At 57.4% G+C, this 18,736-nt stretch carries 18 protein-coding genes and 1 tRNA gene; 6 read left to right on the top strand and 13 right to left on the bottom strand.

Annotated features, from left to right (window positions below):
• Nucleotides 1–689: 689 nt before the first annotated feature.
• The 3 genes from GOX21_RS12450 to GOX21_RS12440 all read right to left on the bottom strand — a co-directional run bounded on the left by GOX21_RS12450 (nucleotide 690) and on the right by GOX21_RS12440 (nucleotide 3,956).
• Nucleotides 690–2,201: a hypothetical protein gene (locus tag GOX21_RS12450; RefSeq protein WP_170377587.1), complete on the bottom strand. Its 1,512-nt coding sequence runs from the start codon at nucleotides 2,199–2,201 to the stop codon at nucleotides 690–692.
• Nucleotides 2,202–2,742: 541 nt separating this feature from the next.
• On the bottom strand, nucleotides 2,743–3,588 hold the full coding sequence (locus GOX21_RS12445) for a tyrosine-type recombinase/integrase (protein WP_217353042.1): 846 nt from the start codon (nucleotides 3,586–3,588) through the stop codon (nucleotides 2,743–2,745).
• Nucleotides 3,589–3,880: 292 nt separating this feature from the next.
• Nucleotides 3,881–3,956: transfer RNA gene (locus GOX21_RS12440), tRNA-Val, on the bottom strand.
• Nucleotides 3,957–4,173: 217 nt separating this feature from the next.
• Between GOX21_RS12440 and modA the strand changes: the two genes are divergently transcribed.
• Genes modA through modC form a run of 3 tightly spaced genes read left to right on the top strand, consistent with a single transcriptional unit; the run spans nucleotide 4,174 to nucleotide 6,743 of the window.
• A complete protein-coding gene (modA, locus tag GOX21_RS12435) occupies nucleotides 4,174–4,953 on the top strand; it encodes a molybdate ABC transporter substrate-binding protein (protein ID WP_170377583.1) in 780 nt (259 codons plus the stop codon).
• A 3-nt stretch (nucleotides 4,954–4,956) separates the two neighbouring features.
• A complete protein-coding gene (gene modB, locus GOX21_RS12430) occupies nucleotides 4,957–5,649 on the top strand; it encodes a molybdate ABC transporter permease subunit (RefSeq protein ID WP_170350469.1) in 693 nt (230 codons plus the stop codon).
• The gene (modC, locus tag GOX21_RS12425; protein WP_170377581.1) at nucleotides 5,646–6,743 is read left to right on the top strand and encodes a molybdenum ABC transporter ATP-binding protein; all 1,098 of its coding nucleotides are present in this window, start codon (nucleotides 5,646–5,648) and stop codon (nucleotides 6,741–6,743) included. The genes modB and modC overlap by 4 nt, the downstream gene beginning before the upstream one ends.
• Here the strand turns inward: modC and GOX21_RS12420 are convergent.
• Together GOX21_RS12420 and GOX21_RS12415 are read right to left on the bottom strand one after the other, a co-directional pair.
• Nucleotides 6,740–7,654 carry a Hint domain-containing protein gene (locus tag GOX21_RS12420; RefSeq protein WP_170377579.1) on the bottom strand — a complete coding sequence of 305 codons (915 nt, stop codon included), beginning with the start codon at nucleotides 7,652–7,654 and terminating at the stop codon, nucleotides 6,740–6,742. The two genes, modC and GOX21_RS12420, sit on opposite strands and share 4 nt — an antisense overlap.
• 1 nt (nucleotide 7,655) lies before the next feature.
• Nucleotides 7,656–8,168, bottom strand: a complete 513-nt coding sequence (locus GOX21_RS12415; protein WP_170377577.1) for a toxin-activating lysine-acyltransferase — start codon at nucleotides 8,166–8,168, stop codon at nucleotides 7,656–7,658.
• Between the two features lie 191 nt (nucleotides 8,169–8,359).
• Here GOX21_RS12415 and GOX21_RS12410 point away from each other — a divergent pair, with 191 nt between their 5' ends.
• Nucleotides 8,360–8,773 (top strand): hypothetical protein, encoded by a 414-nt coding sequence (locus GOX21_RS12410; RefSeq protein WP_170361589.1) that lies wholly within the window; start codon nucleotides 8,360–8,362, stop codon nucleotides 8,771–8,773.
• 7 nt (nucleotides 8,774–8,780) lie between these two features.
• On the opposite strand, the gene hemF is transcribed toward GOX21_RS12410, so the two are convergent.
• Genes hemF through clpS form a run of 4 tightly spaced genes read right to left on the bottom strand, consistent with a single transcriptional unit; the run spans nucleotide 8,781 to nucleotide 11,846 of the window.
• Nucleotides 8,781–9,665 carry an oxygen-dependent coproporphyrinogen oxidase gene (hemF, locus tag GOX21_RS12405; protein WP_170377575.1) on the bottom strand — a complete coding sequence of 295 codons (885 nt, stop codon included), beginning with the start codon at nucleotides 9,663–9,665 and terminating at the stop codon, nucleotides 8,781–8,783.
• Nucleotides 9,666–9,670: 5 nt separating this feature from the next.
• The gene (locus GOX21_RS12400) at nucleotides 9,671–10,471 is read right to left on the bottom strand and encodes an SDR family NAD(P)-dependent oxidoreductase (RefSeq protein WP_170350457.1); all 801 of its coding nucleotides are present in this window, start codon (nucleotides 10,469–10,471) and stop codon (nucleotides 9,671–9,673) included.
• 37 nt (nucleotides 10,472–10,508) lie between these two features.
• The gene (locus GOX21_RS12395) at nucleotides 10,509–11,474 is read right to left on the bottom strand and encodes a class I SAM-dependent methyltransferase (RefSeq protein ID WP_170377573.1); all 966 of its coding nucleotides are present in this window, start codon (nucleotides 11,472–11,474) and stop codon (nucleotides 10,509–10,511) included.
• Between the two features lie 27 nt (nucleotides 11,475–11,501).
• Entirely contained in the window at nucleotides 11,502–11,846 is a 345-nt protein-coding gene (gene clpS, locus GOX21_RS12390) for an ATP-dependent Clp protease adapter ClpS (protein WP_170350453.1), read from the bottom strand.
• A 93-nt stretch (nucleotides 11,847–11,939) separates the two neighbouring features.
• Between clpS and GOX21_RS12385 the strand changes: the two genes are divergently transcribed.
• Both GOX21_RS12385 and GOX21_RS12380 read left to right on the top strand, forming a co-directional pair.
• Nucleotides 11,940–12,641, top strand: a complete 702-nt coding sequence (locus GOX21_RS12385) for an HAD family hydrolase (protein WP_170377571.1) — start codon at nucleotides 11,940–11,942, stop codon at nucleotides 12,639–12,641.
• Nucleotides 12,642–12,922: 281 nt separating this feature from the next.
• Nucleotides 12,923–14,305 carry a D-alanyl-D-alanine carboxypeptidase family protein gene (locus GOX21_RS12380; protein WP_170377569.1) on the top strand — a complete coding sequence of 461 codons (1,383 nt, stop codon included), beginning with the start codon at nucleotides 12,923–12,925 and terminating at the stop codon, nucleotides 14,303–14,305.
• A 71-nt stretch (nucleotides 14,306–14,376) separates the two neighbouring features.
• Here GOX21_RS12380 and GOX21_RS12375 read toward each other — a convergent pair whose 3' ends face one another.
• The 4 genes from GOX21_RS12375 to GOX21_RS12360 form a co-directional block, all read right to left on the bottom strand.
• Nucleotides 14,377–15,624 carry a hypothetical protein gene (locus GOX21_RS12375; protein WP_170377567.1) on the bottom strand — a complete coding sequence of 416 codons (1,248 nt, stop codon included), beginning with the start codon at nucleotides 15,622–15,624 and terminating at the stop codon, nucleotides 14,377–14,379.
• Between the two features lie 151 nt (nucleotides 15,625–15,775).
• Nucleotides 15,776–16,537: a LamB/YcsF family protein gene (locus tag GOX21_RS12370; RefSeq protein WP_170377565.1), complete on the bottom strand. Its 762-nt coding sequence runs from the start codon at nucleotides 16,535–16,537 to the stop codon at nucleotides 15,776–15,778.
• Nucleotides 16,538–16,548: 11 nt separating this feature from the next.
• Complete coding sequence (locus GOX21_RS12365; protein WP_170377563.1) at nucleotides 16,549–17,547, bottom strand: biotin-dependent carboxyltransferase family protein; 999 nt, start codon at nucleotides 17,545–17,547, stop codon at nucleotides 16,549–16,551.
• The gene (locus GOX21_RS12360) at nucleotides 17,544–18,296 is read right to left on the bottom strand and encodes a 5-oxoprolinase subunit B family protein (protein ID WP_170377561.1); all 753 of its coding nucleotides are present in this window, start codon (nucleotides 18,294–18,296) and stop codon (nucleotides 17,544–17,546) included. The genes GOX21_RS12365 and GOX21_RS12360 overlap by 4 nt, the downstream gene beginning before the upstream one ends.
• Nucleotides 18,297–18,736 lie beyond the last annotated feature (440 nt).

The raw sequence follows: 18,736 nt of genomic DNA, 5'->3' as shown, positions 1-18,736 counted from the left end.
CGCACAGCACAGGCCTTCTGGTCTTTGTCTTACGATCCCTAGATGCCCACTTTGGGTCGTAGATGGCTTTTGACGGTCGGCTTCCTACCACGTTGTGTCAGCCATCACAGGTGCTGTGTTGAGTCTGCTTGATATCCAAGGGCTCAGCTTAAGCTGCTCGTGGGGCCTATCTTGCCAAAGAAGACAGATACCAACCCGCACGGGCGAGGCTTACGCCCCGCCCTTTGCTAGGTTATCCCGCTTCCAAAGAGGTTGCAGGTTGCTGTAGTGGCAAAGTTCGATGAGGTGCTCCAAAGACCGGGCTGCCGAGAGTGGGATAATGTGGTCCACTTCCCATTGACCATACCGATCCCAAGTCATGCCGTCTGAGAACCGGGCCTCAATGTGCTGTTTCAAGTCCTCCTGAGAGCAGCCAACCGAATTAGACGGGCTCGCCCGCCCCATCAGCACTTGTCCCGACCGGTTTAGTACCGACCTGTACATCCGGTAAGATGGGTCGACTGCTCGACACCTCCGATCTCGCTGCGCCGTTTGCTCTGCATTGCACTGCACACACTGGCGATTGCTAACGTACCGCTCGGACACGTGCCCATACTTACACCGACGACCCGTCCAGAAACGAGAAAGGCCGCACAGGGCGGCCTCTTCACGAGTTAGGAACGTCTGTTCCGCTGCTATGTCAAACGGCATTAGGCTACTGCCGCCACCTGACGACCCTCCAATCTGGCAAGCAACTCAGTCTGTCTCTGTCCTTTTGTATTGACCCGTCCACTGTTGACCTGACCCGTCAGCAGCCAGTTCAGCAGTAGGTTCCGCATTCTCTTAGATGGCATGTAGAGCGTTACCGGACGCCTAGGTGAGTAAGCTCGTCCGGTACTGTTTAGTCCACCCACGCGTATTGCGGATCGGAACAGCCACTGTACTAGTTCGGTCAACGCATAGGCATCCGAGAACCTATGCGCCTCATTGCTATTGCGCTTCATACCTAGGAACGTGAGCAGTTGTGGGTTGGGGTGTTGATCATAGAGGTACACTGCTGTTGTGCACCCGATATGATCATTGGTCCCACGTGTGGTGTTTGGTACGAAGCTAACTCCACTTGTGGTCCACACTTCGTCAAAGGTCTCCGTGTCCTTGTTGTACACTTCTTCCTTTAAGGCGCGACCGAATAGCCGTGTGTGCCTTGCTAGCCTCCCTGCCTTTGGCTTTTGCCCGGTCGCAGCGTCATGCCACAGACCACGTGCACAAGTCAGCATAACGGTTGTGGGGTCTACGCCATACAGTTCTCTATCCTTGAACTTGCGTAGCTTGTGACCAACTGCAGAACATTGCCGATGCGTTTTGATCTTGTTTAGCTGTGCGCAATGTGTCCACTCTTGGGTCTCCAACTCCGGTATGGGTAGAACCGTTAGCGCGCTAGCAACGTCTTCTCGCCACGCTGCCTCGACCTCCTTATCCAGACGCCGCAACTCCAAAGTGAAGGAGCCGGGGTGGTCTTTCTGCAGTTTTTGCAGGTACTGCAGCAGCACCGATCCTTCCGAAAGGTACGTGTAAATCGTTACGGATTTGGGCTTGAGCAAGAGTTCTTTGGGAATGGCGAGGACGAACAGCTTCTCGCTTATGCGATATAGTGCGCCCGACTTGGCCTTATCATAGAGTGAACGGTCAAATGTCTTGTTCCCTTTGCGGTATAGCTCATCCCACAGTGCCGTTGGAACAATGCGTCCGTCAGGCTCCTCTTCCGCCAAGCCAAGGCCGAGGTAAGCTGTGTCAAAGTCAACCTTTCGGACTGTCTGGTCCACCTTTAAGGGATCAATGACCTCGTCGATGATGAGGTTGTATCCATCAAGTAGGTGATCGACTTCGATGGTCGGTATGCCGTTGCTATCGAACTTAGTACATCTCGCAATCCCTGTGTCTTGGGTTGCCAGAGTTCCAAGTCGGTAGAAAAGAGCGTGAGTACAAGCGATTGATTTGCCTGCCCGGATCAACTTCTCGCAGTGATCGCTTTTGTTGCTACCTTTGTTAACGGGTTGTGTAAGAATGAAATCGGAGCCTTTTCGGGCATCTTCGATGAACCGTTCCACCTCACTCAGGTAAGGCACAACTGCTATGTACTTCTCCTGCTTTTTGAAGCTGCGGTTGATCTTTGTGGATTTGCCATAACCACATGGCATGTCGACAAGACAAATTTTGGACATGAAAGTTTCCTGTGTTCGGTCCATTGGACCCATTTTGGGAATACGCTCTGGCGGATACCGAGCAGATGGAATTGCCCCGTTGGGGCGACTGGGAGAAAATCCCGGTGAACACGCAATGGCTAAATTGGAGGGATCAATAGCCCTCTATTCAGTACCTTTGCTTACAGGTCGGCGTGATTTTGTGTTTATTTATATGCGCTTAACGACTACCTGCTCCGCTCGCATTGGAGCGAGGGAAGTCCAAGCTGCTTAAGCAACCCGATCAACACTGACCAAGCGAAACCTGTATGCTCAATTGACGGAGAGGTTTTGCTCAATTGAGGGAGAGGTGACGCCTGTTAGTTCAGTAGAGGGAGGGTTAGCGCCTGTATGTTCATTAGAGGAAGGACTAACGTCATTGCCCAATGCTTGAGGGGTTTAAGGCCAACCACCGGACAGCCAAAATGCACAAGGGACACTTATTGTCGCTGGATAAGGGTGAGGGTGGTCCCAGATGACGCACTGGGGAGAGTACGACCACCCTGCACCGTATCAGGTCGATCTAAGCAAATTCGACGGCCGCCAACTTTGCCACGATGTCATCGGTCTGTAGGTGGGTGTAACGCATCAACATCCGCAAATCCCGATGCCCACTGATCATTTGCACCTGCGCTAGCGATAGGCCGCTTTCCACAAAGCGGGACACCGCCTCGTGCCGAATGTCATGAAATGTAAGGTCCACTACGCCCGCGCGTTGCCTGAGGCGCTCAAAGGCTAATCGCACAGAATTACCAGACAGGGGCAAACACCGGACGTCACCGCGTGGCAGGTCCATCAATACGGCAACGGCATTCGGGCTGAGAGGCACTGTACGGGCGCGACCGTTTTTGGTTTGGGGCAAGAACACTGTCCGACGCTCAAGGTCTACGTGCTTCCATTGTATCGATAGCAATTCCCCTCGTCGCATCCCAGTTGCCAAGGCCAGCGTCAGCAACGGTTTCATCAGCGGAGACCGGGCTTGGTTTACGGCTTCCAACAAAGCCCGCCATTCTCCTTGCTGCAATCGCCTCTCGCGGCGGTTGTCAATCTTGGGTCGCCGGACAGGCTTGACCGGGTTCCCATGTGGCACGTTCTGCCCCCAATCCTCACAGGCGACATCAAGGGCGTGCTGCAACCAACCCAGTTCCCTCACCACAGTCGCAGCCTTCATGGATTTAATGCGCTGGTCACGATAGTGGACAAAGTCAGCGGATCGCAGCTTGCCGACCTTCTTGCTGGCTAACTTGGAGCGCTTACGCAGGAACCCGTTGATTGCATAACTTTCATTGTCCGCGCACCGTTTCTCGCTCGTGATGTTATCTCGGTATTTTCGCAGCACTTCACCAAGTGTCATCTCGGATGCGCTCACGCTGAGGTCTGGGGTGAGTAATCCTCTGTCCGCGCTCAACTCTGTCTCTCGCGCCCACTTCGCCGCATCAGCACGCTTTAGAAAGGACTTAGATCGGGATTGTCCTTCCTTCCGCACAGTCGCCTGCCACTTCCCGCTAGGCCGTTTTACGATTGTTGCCATGGCCCATATCTCCTGTGTTGGAGACATCTTTTCTGTCTAAGTGCAGCGGAGGCGCAGCGGACACAATTTCACACGCAGCACAGCAAAAGGTGCTAGTCGCGTAAGACCTTGATACATTGCGAGGAAAGGATGGTGGGTGATGAGAGACTCGAACTCCCGACATCTTCGGTGTAAACGAAGCGCTCTACCAACTGAGCTAATCACCCGTGACGCTGCATGTAGCCAAGCCTGCGCACGGGTGCAAGAGGGTCCGGCACAATTTCTTTACCTCAATACCGGATAATCCGCCCCAGTGTATCGCAGGCCCCGGTAGTCTTGTTCATTTTCCGCAGGCTGGCCCTGATCGTATGGGAAAGACGCTTGCGTGCCCCCGGTTGCCTCAGATATCTCCGAAGGGACGCAACCTTCCTGACGCGAGAGCATATGATCCTGTCCCTTGCCCGCCGATGCGCAATCGCGGCCCTGGTGCTTGGCACTGTAACGCTGGCACCGCTCCGGGTCAGCGCGGCAGAAGTTTTGGTGTTTGCGGCTGCCAGTCTGAAAACCGCGTTGGATGAGATCGCACCGATATTCGAGCAGCAAACAGGGCATCAGGTGACGGTGTCCTATGCGGCCTCGTCAGTGTTGGCGCGGCAGATTCAGTTGGGCGCGCCCGCAGATGTGTTCATTTTCGCCAATGTGGATTGGATGGATGTTCTGCAGGATCAGGGATTGATCGACGTGGACTCGCGCGTGGATCTACTGGGCAATGGGCTGGTTCTGATCGGTGGGTCGGATCAGGCGCAGATCGGGCATATTCAGGCGGACACCGATTTGATTGCAAGGCTGGGCAGCGGGCATCTGGCCATGGCGCTGGTCGATGCGGTGCCTGCGGGTATCTACGGCAAGGCGGCCCTGCAAAACCTGGGGCTGTGGGAGGGCGTGCAACCTCGGATCGCTCAGACTGACAACGTGCGCGCGGCGCTCGCGCTAGTCGCGGCAGGGGCGGCGCCACTGGGGATCGTTTACCAATCCGATGCGCAGGTTGAAGATCGGGTGAAGGTCGTAGCCTCGTTCCCGTCAGAGCTTCACCCGCCGATCATTTACCCCGCTGCCGTAACCACTTCGGCGCGGCCTGAGGCATGGGCGTTTCTGGACCACCTGCAATCGGATACGTCCCAAACCATCTTTACAGAACAGGGTTTTACCCTGCCGGGCAGCTGACACATGGGATGGTTGGGGCCCGCAGAAATTGAAGCGCTGAGATTGTCGCTGCGCGTTTCCTTCTGGGCGACGTTGGTGACCTTGCCCTTTGGCATTTTCGTGGCTTATGCGCTGGCGCGCTGGCGGTTTCCCGGTCGCCAGTTGCTGAACGGGTTGGTGCATCTGCCGCTGATCCTGCCGCCGGTTGTAACCGGGTATCTGCTGCTGCTGACATTCGGGATTCAGGGGCCGATGGGCAGGCTACTGGGGGAGTTCGGCATCGTGGTCGCCTTCCGCTGGACCGGGGCGGCGCTGGCGGCGGGGATCATGGCCTTTCCACTGATGGTGCGCGCCATTCGTCTGTCGATCGAGGCGGTAGATCCCAAGCTGGAACAGGCCGGGGCGACCTTGGGCGCGTCGCGGCCCTTTGTGTTTGCGACCGTGACCCTGCCGATGATCCTGCCGGGTGTGATCGCCGGAAGTATTCTCGCTTTCGCCAAGGCAATGGGCGAATTTGGCGCCACGATCACCTTTGTCTCAAACATCCCAGGCCAGACACAGACCCTGCCGTCAGCCGTCTATGCCTTCCTGCAGGTGCCCGGCGGTGAGGGGGCAGCGACCCGACTGGTTGTGATTTCGATCATCATTGCCATGGGCGCGCTACTACTGTCGGAATATATTGGTCGTCGCGCCGCCGCTCGGGTGTCGGGGTCATGACGCTGTCTGTCCGCCTGCAGCATGACCTGCCCGATATCAAGCTGGACCTCAGCTTTGACGCGCCCTTGGGGGTGACGGTTCTGTTCGGGCGGTCGGGGTCGGGCAAGACCACCGTGGTCAATGCCGTGGCGGGACTTCTGCGGCCCAAAGCCGGGCGTGTTGCCGTTGATGAGTGGGAACTGTTTGATACCGAACAGGACCTCTGGTTACCGCCGCATCGTAGGCGATTGGGTTATATCTTTCAGGAAGGTCGCCTGTTCCCGCATCTGACAGTGCGCCAAAATCTGGCCTATGGTCGCTGGTTCGCACCAAAGCGCGCGCGCCGCGAGAACCCGGACAAGGTGATCGAAATGCTGGGCATTGGGCATTTGCTGGATCGCCGTCCAGCAGGCTTGTCGGGCGGAGAAAAGCAGCGAGTTGCCATTGGGCGTGCGCTATTGGCCAGCCCGCGCCTGATCCTTGCCGACGAGCCGCTGGCCGCGCTGGACGAGGCGCGCAAGGCTGAGATCCTGCCCTATTTCGAACGGCTGCGGGATGAGGTTTCAGTGCCCATTCTGTACGTCACCCATTCCGCGGCCGAGGTCGCACGGCTGGCCACCTCTGTCGTCGCTTTGCAGGATGGCAAAGTGGTGCGGCATGGCCCTGCCTCAGAAGTTATGGCTGACCCGTCCGTGGCTCCGGCGGGGGTTCGCGCTGTGGGCGCGGTGCTGAATGTGCGGGTTCAGGAACATCATGCGGATGGGTTGACCGAGCTGGAGGCCGGCGGTGCACGCCTGTTCCTGCCACGTATCCCGCATCAAGTAGGGGAAGACCTTCGCATCCGTATTCCCGCGCAAGAGGTGATCCTGTCCAGCAAGCGGCCTGATGGATTGTCGGCGTTGAACATGTTGGAAGGGACGGTTGACACCATCCGCGCGGGCGGCGGGCCGGGCGCCATCGTCTCATTGCAAACGTCCGCAGGGCCGATCTTGGCGCGCGTGACCCGCCGTTCTGTCGCGGCTTTGGGGTTGGAACCGGGCAAGTCCTGTTTTGCGGTAATCAAGACCGTTGCCCTGGCTCCGCAGGATGTGGGCGGCAGGCTGACCCCGTCTTAAATCAGCGCGCGCGCTTCGAATTCACGCAGAACCAAACGGGCGGCGCGACCGAAGCCATTCCCATCAGGGGTCGCGGTATCGGGAAATATCGCCGCCAATTCCTGCAATGCCTCGGATGACAGCGTGTACAAGGATTCCTCACCCAGAAACAGGCTTTCAGCCGATGCGCCTTCGGCGGTCAGGATTTCATGTTCGTCCAGCAGAATGTGGAAATACTCGACGGCCGCGTCAGAGGTTTCAATATCGATCCCTGGCCAGGAACACAGATGCTTGGCCGCGACCAGCGCCTCGGGCGTGCCGAACAGCAAATCGACCTTGGGACCGCGGATCAGAACGCGGTGCTGCTGCGACACCAGCAAATCCCGGCTGGGCGTATTTGGGCCAAGGCTGCCCGCGCTGATCCTGACAGGCCGCATGGCGGGATTTTCCCGTAATCGCTCGGGTGGCAGTACGCTGCTTTCGATCCATCGGATCGGTTGCGGGCCGTGATCTGCGGTCAGCACCCTATCGCCAACTGATAAGGCCTCGATTAGTTGCGCACCACCCGGGGTTTCGATCAGCGTGCCAGCGGTAAAACACACCCCTTCGATGGTGATCGTGATCTCTTGCTGCAGGTCGAAAGGGAAAGGCCCAAGAAAAGTGCCGAACTCACCGGTCACTTGAATGGTGAAGGTATCGGTGACGATTTGGTTGTCGTCCAGACTGTCAAAAAACGCTGGGTCAACTGTATAAGTCCATTCCCCAGTATTCGGGTCGACGCTGGCTGTTCCAAAAGCCGGAGGCGAAGAGATGACCCATGTTTCCGACAAAATGGGGACGTTGCTGTCCAGATCCAGATCGCCCATAGCCTGGTTCGGAGGGTTGCCGTTCACATCGCCGGTTATTTCACCCGAAATTGCTATCGAAACCATGTCACGTGCCCTCTGCCGCCAGAACCTGCGCGAACTCCTGCTTGCGGTACAGCTGCATATGAATCGCGCCCGTGTCATCACGCGTCCATTCCACGATCCGGTTTTGAGACATATCACTGTCCATGCGGTTCGTACGAACCCTAGGATGGGGGATGCTCTTTTTCAGCATCTCTACAATCTGATTGGTCTGCCCGAACGGGGCGACAATATCGACGATCCAGAACGACGACCCGCTGGTGAAATCGGCCTCGGTCAACGGAGTTTCCTGAATGGCGTATCGGTGTTCGGCCTCGGGGCTGAGGCCAGCGAAAGTCACAAATCCGCGTGGAAAACTGTTTTGCCGAAAGATGTGATACTGGCCCAACCGGAATGGTGTTTCCAAGGCATAAAGCACCTGCGCCAGACTGCGATCCCTATGCGGTGTTGTCAGCGACGCCAGATAGAACAGCGCGCCGAAATCCGCATATTTTTCGGGCGGAATGTCGAACCAGTCCTTTGGGAATGCCTTGCTCAACCCGTGCCTCGTGCAAATGACCGACGATCAGAGGTTACCCTCTAAAGTCCTGAAATGATACCATTTCGGTCACATAGGCGCGTTTCCGTTGCGGAATGGTGAGAATTGCGCCGCCTATCGTAAACTTTACTCAACGGGCCTGATCCCTATCATTTCAACCAAAGCCGAATTTTGGTCAGAGGAGATTTACTATGCAATTATTCAAATTATTCAGCATAGGTGTTCTAGTGTTGGTGCCAGCCCTGGCGCAAGCGACCGGGTTTGGGTTTAGGTATGGCTTCAATCCCGGCTTTCGCACGACAGTGACGCCATTGGACAATGGCAACTATCAAGTGGCCACGCATGGCACGTCAAAGGCAATTGCCTATTGGTGCGGTATCGGTGATTTCGCCATCCGCACCCTTGGCCTGCCGACAACGCAGCAGATTTATGTCTCGAGACCTTATGAAAAGCAAACACGGACGGTGGAGTTTTCGCTGACTAAGCCCGAAGGGGGCAGCACAAAAAAGAGTTATTCGATCAGCGTCAGCCGTGTGGGCGAAAGTATGTCGGCATCCGGGGCGCAAAGCCGTTGCTACGATAACTTTATGGATTTCGATTTCTGAGGGTAGATCAGACCCATTTGGCCATCGGCGGCAAGCTCATCAGCACGGCGTCGGGATCGTGGCCGGTTTCCAGCCCGAACTTGGTGCCCCGGTCGTAAACCAGGTTGTATTCGGCATAGAGGCCCCGATGCACAAGCTGAGCGTTCTTGTCGGCATCGTTGAATCCTTGCACGCGGCGCTGTTCGACCAGGGGTAAAAAGGCCGGAAGAAAGGCACGGCCGATATCTTGTGTCAGCGCAAAATCCGCAGCCCAATCGCCGGTGCAGTAATCATCCATGAAGATACCGCCAACCCCGCGGGCGCGTTTGCGGTGCGGGATATAGAAATATTCGTCCGCCCATTCTTTCAGGCGTGGGTAATGACCTGGCCCGTGCGGGTCCAGATGTGCCTTTTGCGTGGCGTGGAAATGGGCCGTGTCCTCGTCATATTCTATGCAAGGGTTCAGGTCGGACCCACCGCCGAACCACCATGCATGTGGGGTCCAGAACATGCGAGTGTTCATATGCACCGCCGGAACATGCGGATTTTGCATATGCGCGACCAGCGAAATGCCCGAGGCCCAAAAGCGCGGGTCTTCGGTCATGCCCGGAATGCCTTTGCGCGCTGCCATCGCCTGCTGCGCGCGCGCGCCAAGTGTCCCGTAGACGGTTGAGATATTGACGCCGACCTTTTCGAACACGCGGCCACCGCGCATCACCGACATCAATCCGCCGCCCGCATCCGTGCCATCTTCGGACTGGCGCGTGGTTTCCTTGATTTCGAACCGTCCAGGTCTGGCGTCCGAAAACGGTCCGGTGTCGTGGCTGTCTTCAAGAGCCTCAAAGGCGGTGACGATTTGGTCCCGCAATTGGCGGAACCATGCAGAAGCGGTGGATTTTTCGGTGTCGAACATATGTGTCAGTGCGCTGGGGCTGCAACGGGGTCCAGCAGGGTGCGGCCGCCGTCAATGGTTAGAATTTGTCCGGTGATGAAACCTGCGGCGTCCGAGGCCAGAAACTGTGCTGTTTCGGTCAGTTCGGTCGGCGCAGCAATGCGGGCCAGCGGAGTGTGTTTTTCTATATCGTCCCGAAAGTCGCGGTTCTCTTTCAGGGTGGAGCGCAATGAGGCGCTCATCACGGATCCCAATGCGATGGAATTTACCCGAATACGGTTGGGGGCCAGCGCGACAGCCAAGGATCGGGTCATCTGATCCAGCGCGGCGGTCGAGACGGAATAGGCCATCAGGTCAGGGTGGGTTCGTCGCGCTGCAATCGAAGACAGGTTGATGATCGAGCCTGCAATGTTTTCCTCGTCATCTCCGGCTTGTTTGATCATGCGTTTGGCGACCAACTGGCTTAACCGTAGGGCGGGCATTAGGTTCTGATTCAGAAGGGTGCGGACTGAATCGTCTTCGGCATCCAGCGGATCAGAAGGGATCACCTGACGGGCGCCGTTGATCAGGATATCCACCTGATCGAAGGCGTCGATTGTGGCCGACAGCAGGTTGGCAATTGTCAGCTTTTCCCGCAGGTCGCCAGCAAAGAAACGGATATTGCTGTCATCGGCCTGCTCGCCCAGTTCTTCGGCCAGCCGCTTTTCGTCCATGTCGGCGAACATCACATTGGCCCCGGCATCGGCAAAGTGGCGCCCGATGGCCAAGCCGACTCCGTTGGCGCCGCCGGTCACGATTGCGGTTTTGCCTGCTATGGAAAAGGACATGCGCTTCCTCCTGAATTGCGGCGCAGGTTAACTGGGATCACCGCCGAGGGCGAGAGGCATGGAACACCTTGAACCGATTGTCGCCGGTCACTTCTTCGACATGCGCAAATGTGTCGGTCAATGTGGGCTCATAGGGGAGGTGGCGGTTGGCCACCATCCACAATGTGCCATTGCGGGTCAGGTTCTTTGCCGCGGATGTGATAAAGCCTTGCCCCAGCGCCGGATCGGCGTTGCGCGTAGTGTGGAACGGTGGGTTCATCACCACGGTGTCGATGGGTTCGTCGGCACGCCATGTCACCGCATCGGCCCAGTGAAACTGAGCGCGGGGATCAGTCACATTGGTGCGGGCACAGGTCAGCGCAATATGGTCGGCTTCGACCAGGTGCAAGGATTTCAGGCCCGGCGCCTGCAGCAGCTCGGCCGAAAGATACCCCCAACCGGCCCCCAGATCGGCGACCCGAGCGCCCAGCCTGTCTGGCAGCGCGGCCCGCAACAGGGCCGAGGCCGGATCAATGCCGTCGGCCGAGAATACGCCTGGCGCGGTTTTAAAACCGTCCGCGGTCTGATGGGCGGGCGCGGCCCAATCCGCAAAAGCATGCGGATCGGACTGGAACCAGAAGATCTTGCCATGCGCCTTTGAAATCGGCCCCTCAACCGCGACCCGCTTGCGGATGTCCTTCAATAAACTGTCCACACCGTCGGTCTTGGCGCCGTCAACGACAATCACGCCATTCGCGCGGGTGCAGGCCTGCTGCACCATCGACCGGGCCAATGCCTTGGCGCGTGGCAGGATTACGATGGCGTCCTGACAGGGATCTTGCGCCACAGGTACAACCGCGAAGCCCTGTTGGGTGAAATGGTCGTGAAAGGGTTTAAACGGCTGCACCACTTGCGTTTCACGCGGCAAATCAGACAGGTCACTGGCCGTTGTTGGCCCCAGTACAGTCAGTGGTTGCGACAAGGTCAGACCGCTTTGCAGCGCAAGATCAAGGCGAGGGGACATAAGCGATTCCGTAAGACCGGTCTGGTCTTACTCTTCCCGTTCCATGGTGCATTGCAAGGGGTGCTGGTGCCTGCGGGCGAAATCCATGACCTGGCCCACTTTGGTCTCGGCGATCTCGTGGCTGAACACGCCAACGACGGCCACGCCTTTTTTATGCACCGTCAGCATGATCTCGAACGCCTGCGCGTGGGTCATGCCAAAGAACCGTTCCAGTACATGCACAACGAATTCCATCGGCGTGTAATCGTCATTCAGCAGCAGAACCTTATACAGCGGCGGACGCTTGGTCTTGGTGCGCGTCTGTACCAGGACAGACGCGTCGGCATCGTCGTCGTCCGACTTGTCAGACATCATCCATTGGTGTTCAAGCATCGCGTTCTACTGTCCGATTCAGGCTTCGGTTTGTCTTTGCGCTTATATAACGTCGAACCAGCCAGAGAAAAGAGCCAGCAGGACGTAATAGCCATGGGCCAAAATCTTACCACAATCGGCTTCGATGCGGATGATACATTGTGGCACAATGAGCGGTTTTTTCAGCTAACGCAGGCTTATTTCGCCGATCTCCTGGCGGATCACGCCGAAAGGGATCAACTGATGGAGCGTCTGCTGGCCGCAGAAAAACGCAATATCCGGCACTATGGATATGGAATCAAAGGTTTCACCCTATCGATGATCGAAACTGCGATTGAGGTGACGGATGACCGGGTTCCCGCCTCGGTCATTCGGCAATTGATAGAAGCCGGGCAAGAGATGCTGGCCCATCCGATCGAGCTGTTGCCCCATGCACGCGCGGCGATTGAAAGCGTGGCGGCGACTCATCAGGTGGTGCTGATCACCAAGGGCGATCTGATTGATCAAGAGAGGAAACTGGCCCAGTCGGGGTTGGGTGAGCTGTTCGACGGGGTCGAGATTGTGTCCGAGAAAACGCCTCAGACCTATCGGCTCATCTTTGGCCAATACGGTGACGGGCCTGCATCGGCGATGATGGTTGGCAATTCGATGCGCTCGGACGTGGTGGCTCCGATACAGGCCGGGTGCTGGGGCGTGTATGTGCCGCACGGTCTGGTTTGGGAAATCGAACAGGCCGAAACCCCGGCAGATAGCCCGCGATACCGCGAGCTTCAGGATTTGGGTCAGCTTGCCAATCTTGTTCAGCGACTCAGCTGATGTGGCCGAATGGTCTCAGTCCTGAAAAATCGACACCCAGCGTCGGCAAATTCTGGTCATATTCATGGATTTGGTGGTGGCAAGGGTGCGCCTGACCACATGTGGTGTGTCCGTGGCAAGCTCAAGAAACCGCGAATTCACGAGCTTTTTGTTTCTTTCACTGGGTCTCTGTGTTAGCCTGATCAATAATAAAATAATTATTTAGCCGACCGGGAAAACCCGGCGGCCCGAGGTAGACAGAGGCAAAGATCGTGCAGGTTCGGCGGACAGTTCCGGCCCGAATGGGCTTATTCCTTATAGCATTCTTGTGGCTGCTCTCCTTTGCGCCGTTGCAAGGGGTGGCTGCTCCTTATGCGGCGATGGTGATCGATGCACGCACCGGCGAGGTGCTGCATTCGCGCAATGCCGACACACGGCTGCATCCGGCTTCGCTGACAAAGATGATGACGCTTTATATTGCGTTCGAAGCGGTGCGGAACGGTGAGATCGATCTGGATACCCAGGTGCGCATCACCAAAAAGGCCGCGTCCGAGCCGCCGTCAAAGCTGGGCTTGCGGTCCGGTCAGCGAATTGCATTCCGCTATCTGATCCGTGCCGCGGCGGTTAAATCGGCGAACGACGCTGCTACCGCCATCGGTATTGCGATCAGCGGGTCCGAGGCCGCCTTTGCCCGCCGCATGACCCGTACTGCCAAGGCGATGGGCATGAGCCGCACAACCTTCAAGAACGCGCATGGTTTGACGGAAACAGGCCACCTGTCGACCGCGCGTGATATGACCACTTTGGGCCGTCATCTGCTGTATGATTACCCGCAATACTACAATCTGTTCTCGCGCCAATCGACACATGCGGGGATCAAGACCGTTCCCAACACCAACCGCCGCCTGCTGGCCGCCTATAAGGGCGCTGATGGGATCAAGACAGGCTACACCCGGGCTGCGGGCTTCAATCTTGTGGCCTCGGCCAAGCGCAAAGATGAACGTATCATCGCCACCGTCTTTGGCGGCAAGTCGGGCGCATCGCGCAACGCCAAAGTGGCCGAGTTGTTGGACATGGGTTTCCGCCGAGCCCCGTCTCGGGCACCGATCCGCAAACCGGCGCGCCCGGCCTATGCCGGGAATGCCGGATTGGGCGCGACGGTTGCAGCTCTGACCGGTGCACCAAATTCCAGTCTCCGTCCGGTACTGCGTCCAACGGCAGGGTCTGCAGTACAGGTTGCGGGCACGGTTGCTGCGACAGCGGCCAAGAACGGCGCGCGTATTCAGGACGGTATTGCAGCCGCCATGGCCGCTGCGGATATCCAAACCCCAACCGGCGACACAGCGCGCCCCGCTGCGCGTCCGGATGATCTGGTTCTGGCGTCGGCCGATCCGGCCGTGCAGCCGGAACCCGAACCGGAAATTGTCACCCGCCTTTCCACGTCCGGCGGGCATCTGTGGGGCGTCAACGTGGGCCGCTATACCACCCGATACGAGGCGGAAAAGGTTTTGCTGAAAACTGCCCTGTCGGAAATGACCACTCTGGAAGGCACGCTGCGCAAGGTGAACCAAAGCTCGCGCGGCTTTGACGCGACATTCCAGGGCATGACCCGCGAACAGGCCGATTTGGCCTGCCGCAGGCTTCAGGCCCGGAATGTCACCTGTTTCATGATCGGGCCGTCATAAGATCCGACATATACTCTCCTGGATGGATCTGGGCTGCGAGGAAACTCGCAGCCCTTTTTTGTCAGGGCGTTTTAGTCGAACACGTGGCCATGCTGGTATTGTTCGTCCTGCCCGGCGGCGGCTGTCAGGGCCGCCACGTTGTCCTTGGTGAAGAACCCGTCATAGTGGTGGCAGCGTTCGATATATTCCGTGATCAGCAGCGTATTCTTCGAGTGTTTCGAGAAAATCTGCTTGAGGTTCGGATCGTCTTTGCATTCACCCACCACATGGGCCAGAAACGGCACGCCTTTATCCTTGAGCGTATTAACCACGAAATCGACGTTTTTCTCACCGGCGTTGTGATCACCGTCCTGAATTTCGATGGCCATGTGATGCAGGCGACGGCCAAAATTTCGGACGAAATCCTCGGTCGGCATCGGCAGTTGCTCGAATGAATTGATGAAGGACGGGGTGTTGTTGGCGGTGAAGACCTTGGCGGGCGATTTCTTGTCATCATCCACATTCGGGTTTCGGTTCACGTTGGTCGACGAGTTCATGTCAAAGATGTTGTACGCACCCCAGAAGTAATAGGGCACCATGGTTAGAAACTCGAGGATCGCGTCCTCGCGCTCACCGGCCAGAATGCGGGTGGCAAGGTGATCGACCCCCAGCATCAAGGGTGAGATTTTGCTGTCTGCGCCAAAAGCGGCGGCCTGATCCAATTGCGCCTGCTCGGCGTCGCTCAGCAACACGCGGTCACCCAGACCCAGGCTGTCGGGGTCATTGAAATCCAGCGTGGAATAACCGACCCGGTTGCAAGTGAAATCCGACGGAGTGGTGAACCGGAACCCATCCAGCGTGTAGAAAGGGTTTTCGGTATCGCCTTCATATTCAAAGCGGATATTCTGATCCTCAAGCGTCTTGCTAAGGGTATTCAAGTCTGTCACGCCGTAAATCTCTCCGACGTAACGTGTTTGCGGAGTGCCGCGCGCCAGCGGATACATGCGGTTGATGCGGGGAATGAAATCCTCAAAGCTGGGGCTGAGCGGCGCCATCACGATCAACGCCGGGTAGTCGGTGTGTGAATGCAGAACCGAAAACTTATGCGTCTGCCCCAGATAGCTGGCCGTGTGGCGATATGGGGTCATCACATACAATTCGATCAGCGTATCGAACAGCGCTGCGGTTTCCACTTGCTGGACAATCGCCCGCATCGGCCCGACCTGATCGGCAACACCAGAGTTGCTACGCCGCTCATAAATTTTGGGTAGATACTCGCCGAAGAAGTCAGAGTTCTTCTTGTCCCCGCGCGGTTCATAAGACATCAAATCGAAAGACATAAATTTCCCTCCTTGCGTGGGCCCAGAGAGTTCCGGACCCGGCGTTGCCTGGATTTCCAATAATCAGAACATGCACTTGCAGGCATGCTAGGGTCAGAAATCCAACTGGGCAACACTAAGAAGGTGGGGCGCAGACCTTACGCCCGGATGTCTATCGGGTGAATTTTGTCACCTCGACGCCACCTGCGATTAGGTTTTCGCGAACGGACCGGGCGATCTGCACCGCGGTCGGCCCATCCCCATGCAGGCAGATCGTGTCGATTGAGGTTTCCAACCGCTTGCCGGTTTCGGTGATGATTGCACCTTCGCGGACCATGTTCAGCATGCGTGGTCCTGCCAGTTCGGGGTCGTGGATGACCGCGCCGGGCAGGCTGCGATCAACAAGCGTACCGTCATCGTTATAGGCGCGGTCGGCAAAAATTTCTCCCACCCATTTGCAACCCAATTCGCGCACGGCCTCTTCCTGTTTGGTAACAGCCAGCACCATGACAATAATGTCCGGGTCCACGTCCAGCGCGCCCTGATAACAGGCTCGTGCCATGTCGATATCGACCGAACACATATTGGCCAAAGCGCCGTGCAGCTTCAGATGCCGGACCTTTGTACCAACCGCCTTGGCCATGCCCATCGCCGCGCCAAGTTGAAAACGGACCAGGTTGCGCAGGGTTTCGTGTGGCACCTTCATATTGCGGCGGCCAAATCCCTGCAGATCGGGAAAGCCGGGATGCGCGCCGATGCCGACATCGTTCTGGGCAGCCGACGTCATCGTTTTCGCCATGACATCGGGGTCACCCGCATGAAAACCACACGCGATATTGGCCGAGGTGATGATCTTCAGCAGGCTTTCATCATCGCCCATATTCCAAGGGCCAAAGCTTTCCCCCATATCGGCATTCAAATCGACGCTGGGCATCGGCAAACTCCTTATTCGGTGCCAGAGATCATTCCGCTGATCAATTGATAGGATAACAGGTCGGGGATGTCGTGCGGATCGCGGACCAAGGGCTCGACCCGCGCGCGCAATCGCGACAGATCGGACAGGTAAGTGGCGTGCAGGGCGACGGCCTCATCCATGAACACAAATGTAAACTTTATCTGCCCGCCGGCCGGGGTTTGCGCCGCCCGGGGCAGATCGCAGGGCAGGACAGTGGCGATACGAGGGTAACCACCGGTCGTCTGGCACTCGGGCAGCAGGATAAAGGGGTTTCCGGTGCCGGTCATCTGGATGTCGCCCGGGGTGATCACATCTGACAGAATGTTCAATTGACCCTTTGCGGCAAAGCCTTCGCCATCGTTTTCCAATTGCATGCCCATTCGGTTAGCCCGCGCACCGCGCCGAAACGCGGTTTCGGTAAAACGGTCCAGCGTTTCTAGATCGAACAGGGGGGTCTGGAAGCTTGCCAACACGCGCAGGGTGCCCCCGGAAAATCGGTCATCGGGGCGCAGTTTCATACCGGTGTTGCCTGAATAGGGACCGACGGGTAGTCGGTCGCCGGCCTGCACGGCACGCCCGACATTCGCTGTCAGGTGGGCGGAACGTGAACCCAGAAACAGCGGTACTTCAAATCCGCCACCAACATGCAAATAGCCATAGTTGCCCTGATTGGCGGCGCCGATCGTCAGCTTCTGACCCGCCTCCACAGAGAAAGAGGCATTCCAGACAATCGGGACGCCATCGATACTGGCCTGCATTGGCGCGCCGGTCAGGGCGATGCTGACCGCATGCGTGGCCTCGAACGTGCCGCCCATTCCCGCCATTTCCAGGGCTGCACAGTCCGGGCTTTGACCCAGCAGCGCGGCCCCCTCATGCAACGCCAGTTGATCTGCCGCCCCTGACCGTGAAAGTCCCTGATCCAGATATCCCGAACGCCCCTGATCCTGAATGGTGCAGGCCGGGCCAATCTGATGTACCAGCAGGCTCATGCCGGTATCTCCTCTCGGGTCGCCCCGCCTAGACCATCATTGGTTTCGCGTATCTGTTCCAGTTCTGCGCGTGAGACCGGCAGAAATTGCATCTCGTCGCCGGGGCGCAGGACAAAGCTCTGTTCGGCTTCGGGACGGAAGCAGCGAAAAGCGGTTTGGCCGACATGTCGCCATCCTGTCGGGTTGGGTCTGGAAAACAGCACAAGTTGCGATATCGCCAGAATCAGCGCTCCTTCCGGCACCATAGGAGTGAGCTTCTTGAGGCGTGGAATGTTGAACTCAGGCCCTAGCGGTCCAAGATATGGCAGGCCGGGCGCAAAGCCGATGGTCAGTACGCGAACACGGGTTTCACTCAGGCGTCGTATGGCTTCGGTTGGTGTCAGCCCAGCTGCCGCTGCGGTTTCGTCCAATTGCGGCGCTAATTCACCTCCGTACACAGTGGGTACCTGCCACAAGCGGCGACCTGCAGGAAGCGGTGCCCGATACCAATCTTGTTGATGCAGCATCTCTTCGATCCGCCCGTGGATTTCCGTGTGCGGCAGGGCAAGGGGATCGAACCGAATATAGGCCGAGGCCAGAGACGCCGATGTCTCAATCACACCTTCCCATCCAAGAAGGTCGACCGCATTGCGAAATGCAAGCGCCGCCCGGTTCGAGGATTCAGCCATCGTGTCAGCAAACGAGACCAATAGACCGTCCTGACCAACCGTCCGTATGCAAGGAAAGGGGTGCGCGTGTGTAGCTGTCATATTACTGTGCGTTTGGCTGTCTCTTTCCGGCGAGGTGACAGTATCCGAGGGTAATGCGCAAGACCCGGCGCGCGCGTTGTGCCTTTTTCAGTGCCCTGTTTGGAGGCGAGTCGGGGAAACGGGCTCAAAATCGGCTCGGATCAGATGATGCGACTCGGTTGGGTCTTGTGGATGTCGGTTAGGAACTCACTATATATAGGGTATGCGGGTGGTTGACCGATTGCTTATGGTGGGGCAACTGCGTGTGCCTACTTCGTGAGCGGTGTATGTGGCTTAGTTGGGTTCATCTTAATCATTTGAAATATAGTTGAAAAAAATCATTTCGCAAAAAAATCGCGCAAGATGCAATTTTCCACTTGCGGGTTGTTTGGGTAAACCTTAGAACCCCCTTCACCGGCGCTGCTGAGGCGGTGTTGGGACGCTGGAGACGGCGGAGACGC

Source organism: Ruegeria atlantica, assembly GCF_013032005.1.
Taxonomy (GTDB): domain Bacteria; phylum Pseudomonadota; class Alphaproteobacteria; order Rhodobacterales; family Rhodobacteraceae; genus Ruegeria; species Ruegeria atlantica_A.
Note: the sequence above shows the minus strand (reverse complement) of the source record. Positions and strands in the feature narration are given on the sequence as shown.

Excerpts from the sequence above, each read along its gene's own strand:
- GOX21_RS12450 (WP_170377587.1), bottom strand. The coding sequence starts at position 2,201 with ATGTCCAAAATTTGTCTTGTCGACATGCCATGTGGTTATGGCAAATCC.
- modA (WP_170377583.1), top strand. The coding sequence starts at position 4,174 with ATGATCCTGTCCCTTGCCCGCCGATGCGCAATCGCGGCCCTGGTGCTT.
- modB (WP_170350469.1), top strand. The coding sequence starts at position 4,957 with ATGGGATGGTTGGGGCCCGCAGAAATTGAAGCGCTGAGATTGTCGCTG.
- modC (WP_170377581.1), top strand. The coding sequence starts at position 5,646 with ATGACGCTGTCTGTCCGCCTGCAGCATGACCTGCCCGATATCAAGCTG.
- GOX21_RS12420 (WP_170377579.1), bottom strand. The coding sequence starts at position 7,654 with ATGGTTTCGATAGCAATTTCGGGTGAAATAACCGGCGATGTGAACGGC.
- GOX21_RS12410 (WP_170361589.1), top strand. The coding sequence starts at position 8,360 with ATGCAATTATTCAAATTATTCAGCATAGGTGTTCTAGTGTTGGTGCCA.
- hemF (WP_170377575.1), bottom strand. The coding sequence starts at position 9,665 with ATGTTCGACACCGAAAAATCCACCGCTTCTGCATGGTTCCGCCAATTG.
- GOX21_RS12400 (WP_170350457.1), bottom strand. The coding sequence starts at position 10,471 with ATGTCCTTTTCCATAGCAGGCAAAACCGCAATCGTGACCGGCGGCGCC.
- GOX21_RS12395 (WP_170377573.1), bottom strand. The coding sequence starts at position 11,474 with ATGTCCCCTCGCCTTGATCTTGCGCTGCAAAGCGGTCTGACCTTGTCG.
- clpS (WP_170350453.1), bottom strand. The coding sequence starts at position 11,846 with ATGCTTGAACACCAATGGATGATGTCTGACAAGTCGGACGACGACGAT.
- GOX21_RS12385 (WP_170377571.1), top strand. The coding sequence starts at position 11,940 with ATGGGCCAAAATCTTACCACAATCGGCTTCGATGCGGATGATACATTG.
- GOX21_RS12380 (WP_170377569.1), top strand. The coding sequence starts at position 12,923 with ATGGGCTTATTCCTTATAGCATTCTTGTGGCTGCTCTCCTTTGCGCCG.
- GOX21_RS12375 (WP_170377567.1), bottom strand. The coding sequence starts at position 15,624 with ATGTCTTTCGATTTGATGTCTTATGAACCGCGCGGGGACAAGAAGAAC.
- GOX21_RS12370 (WP_170377565.1), bottom strand. The coding sequence starts at position 16,537 with ATGCCCAGCGTCGATTTGAATGCCGATATGGGGGAAAGCTTTGGCCCT.
- GOX21_RS12365 (WP_170377563.1), bottom strand. The coding sequence starts at position 17,547 with ATGAGCCTGCTGGTACATCAGATTGGCCCGGCCTGCACCATTCAGGAT.
- GOX21_RS12360 (WP_170377561.1), bottom strand. The coding sequence starts at position 18,296 with ATGACAGCTACACACGCGCACCCCTTTCCTTGCATACGGACGGTTGGT.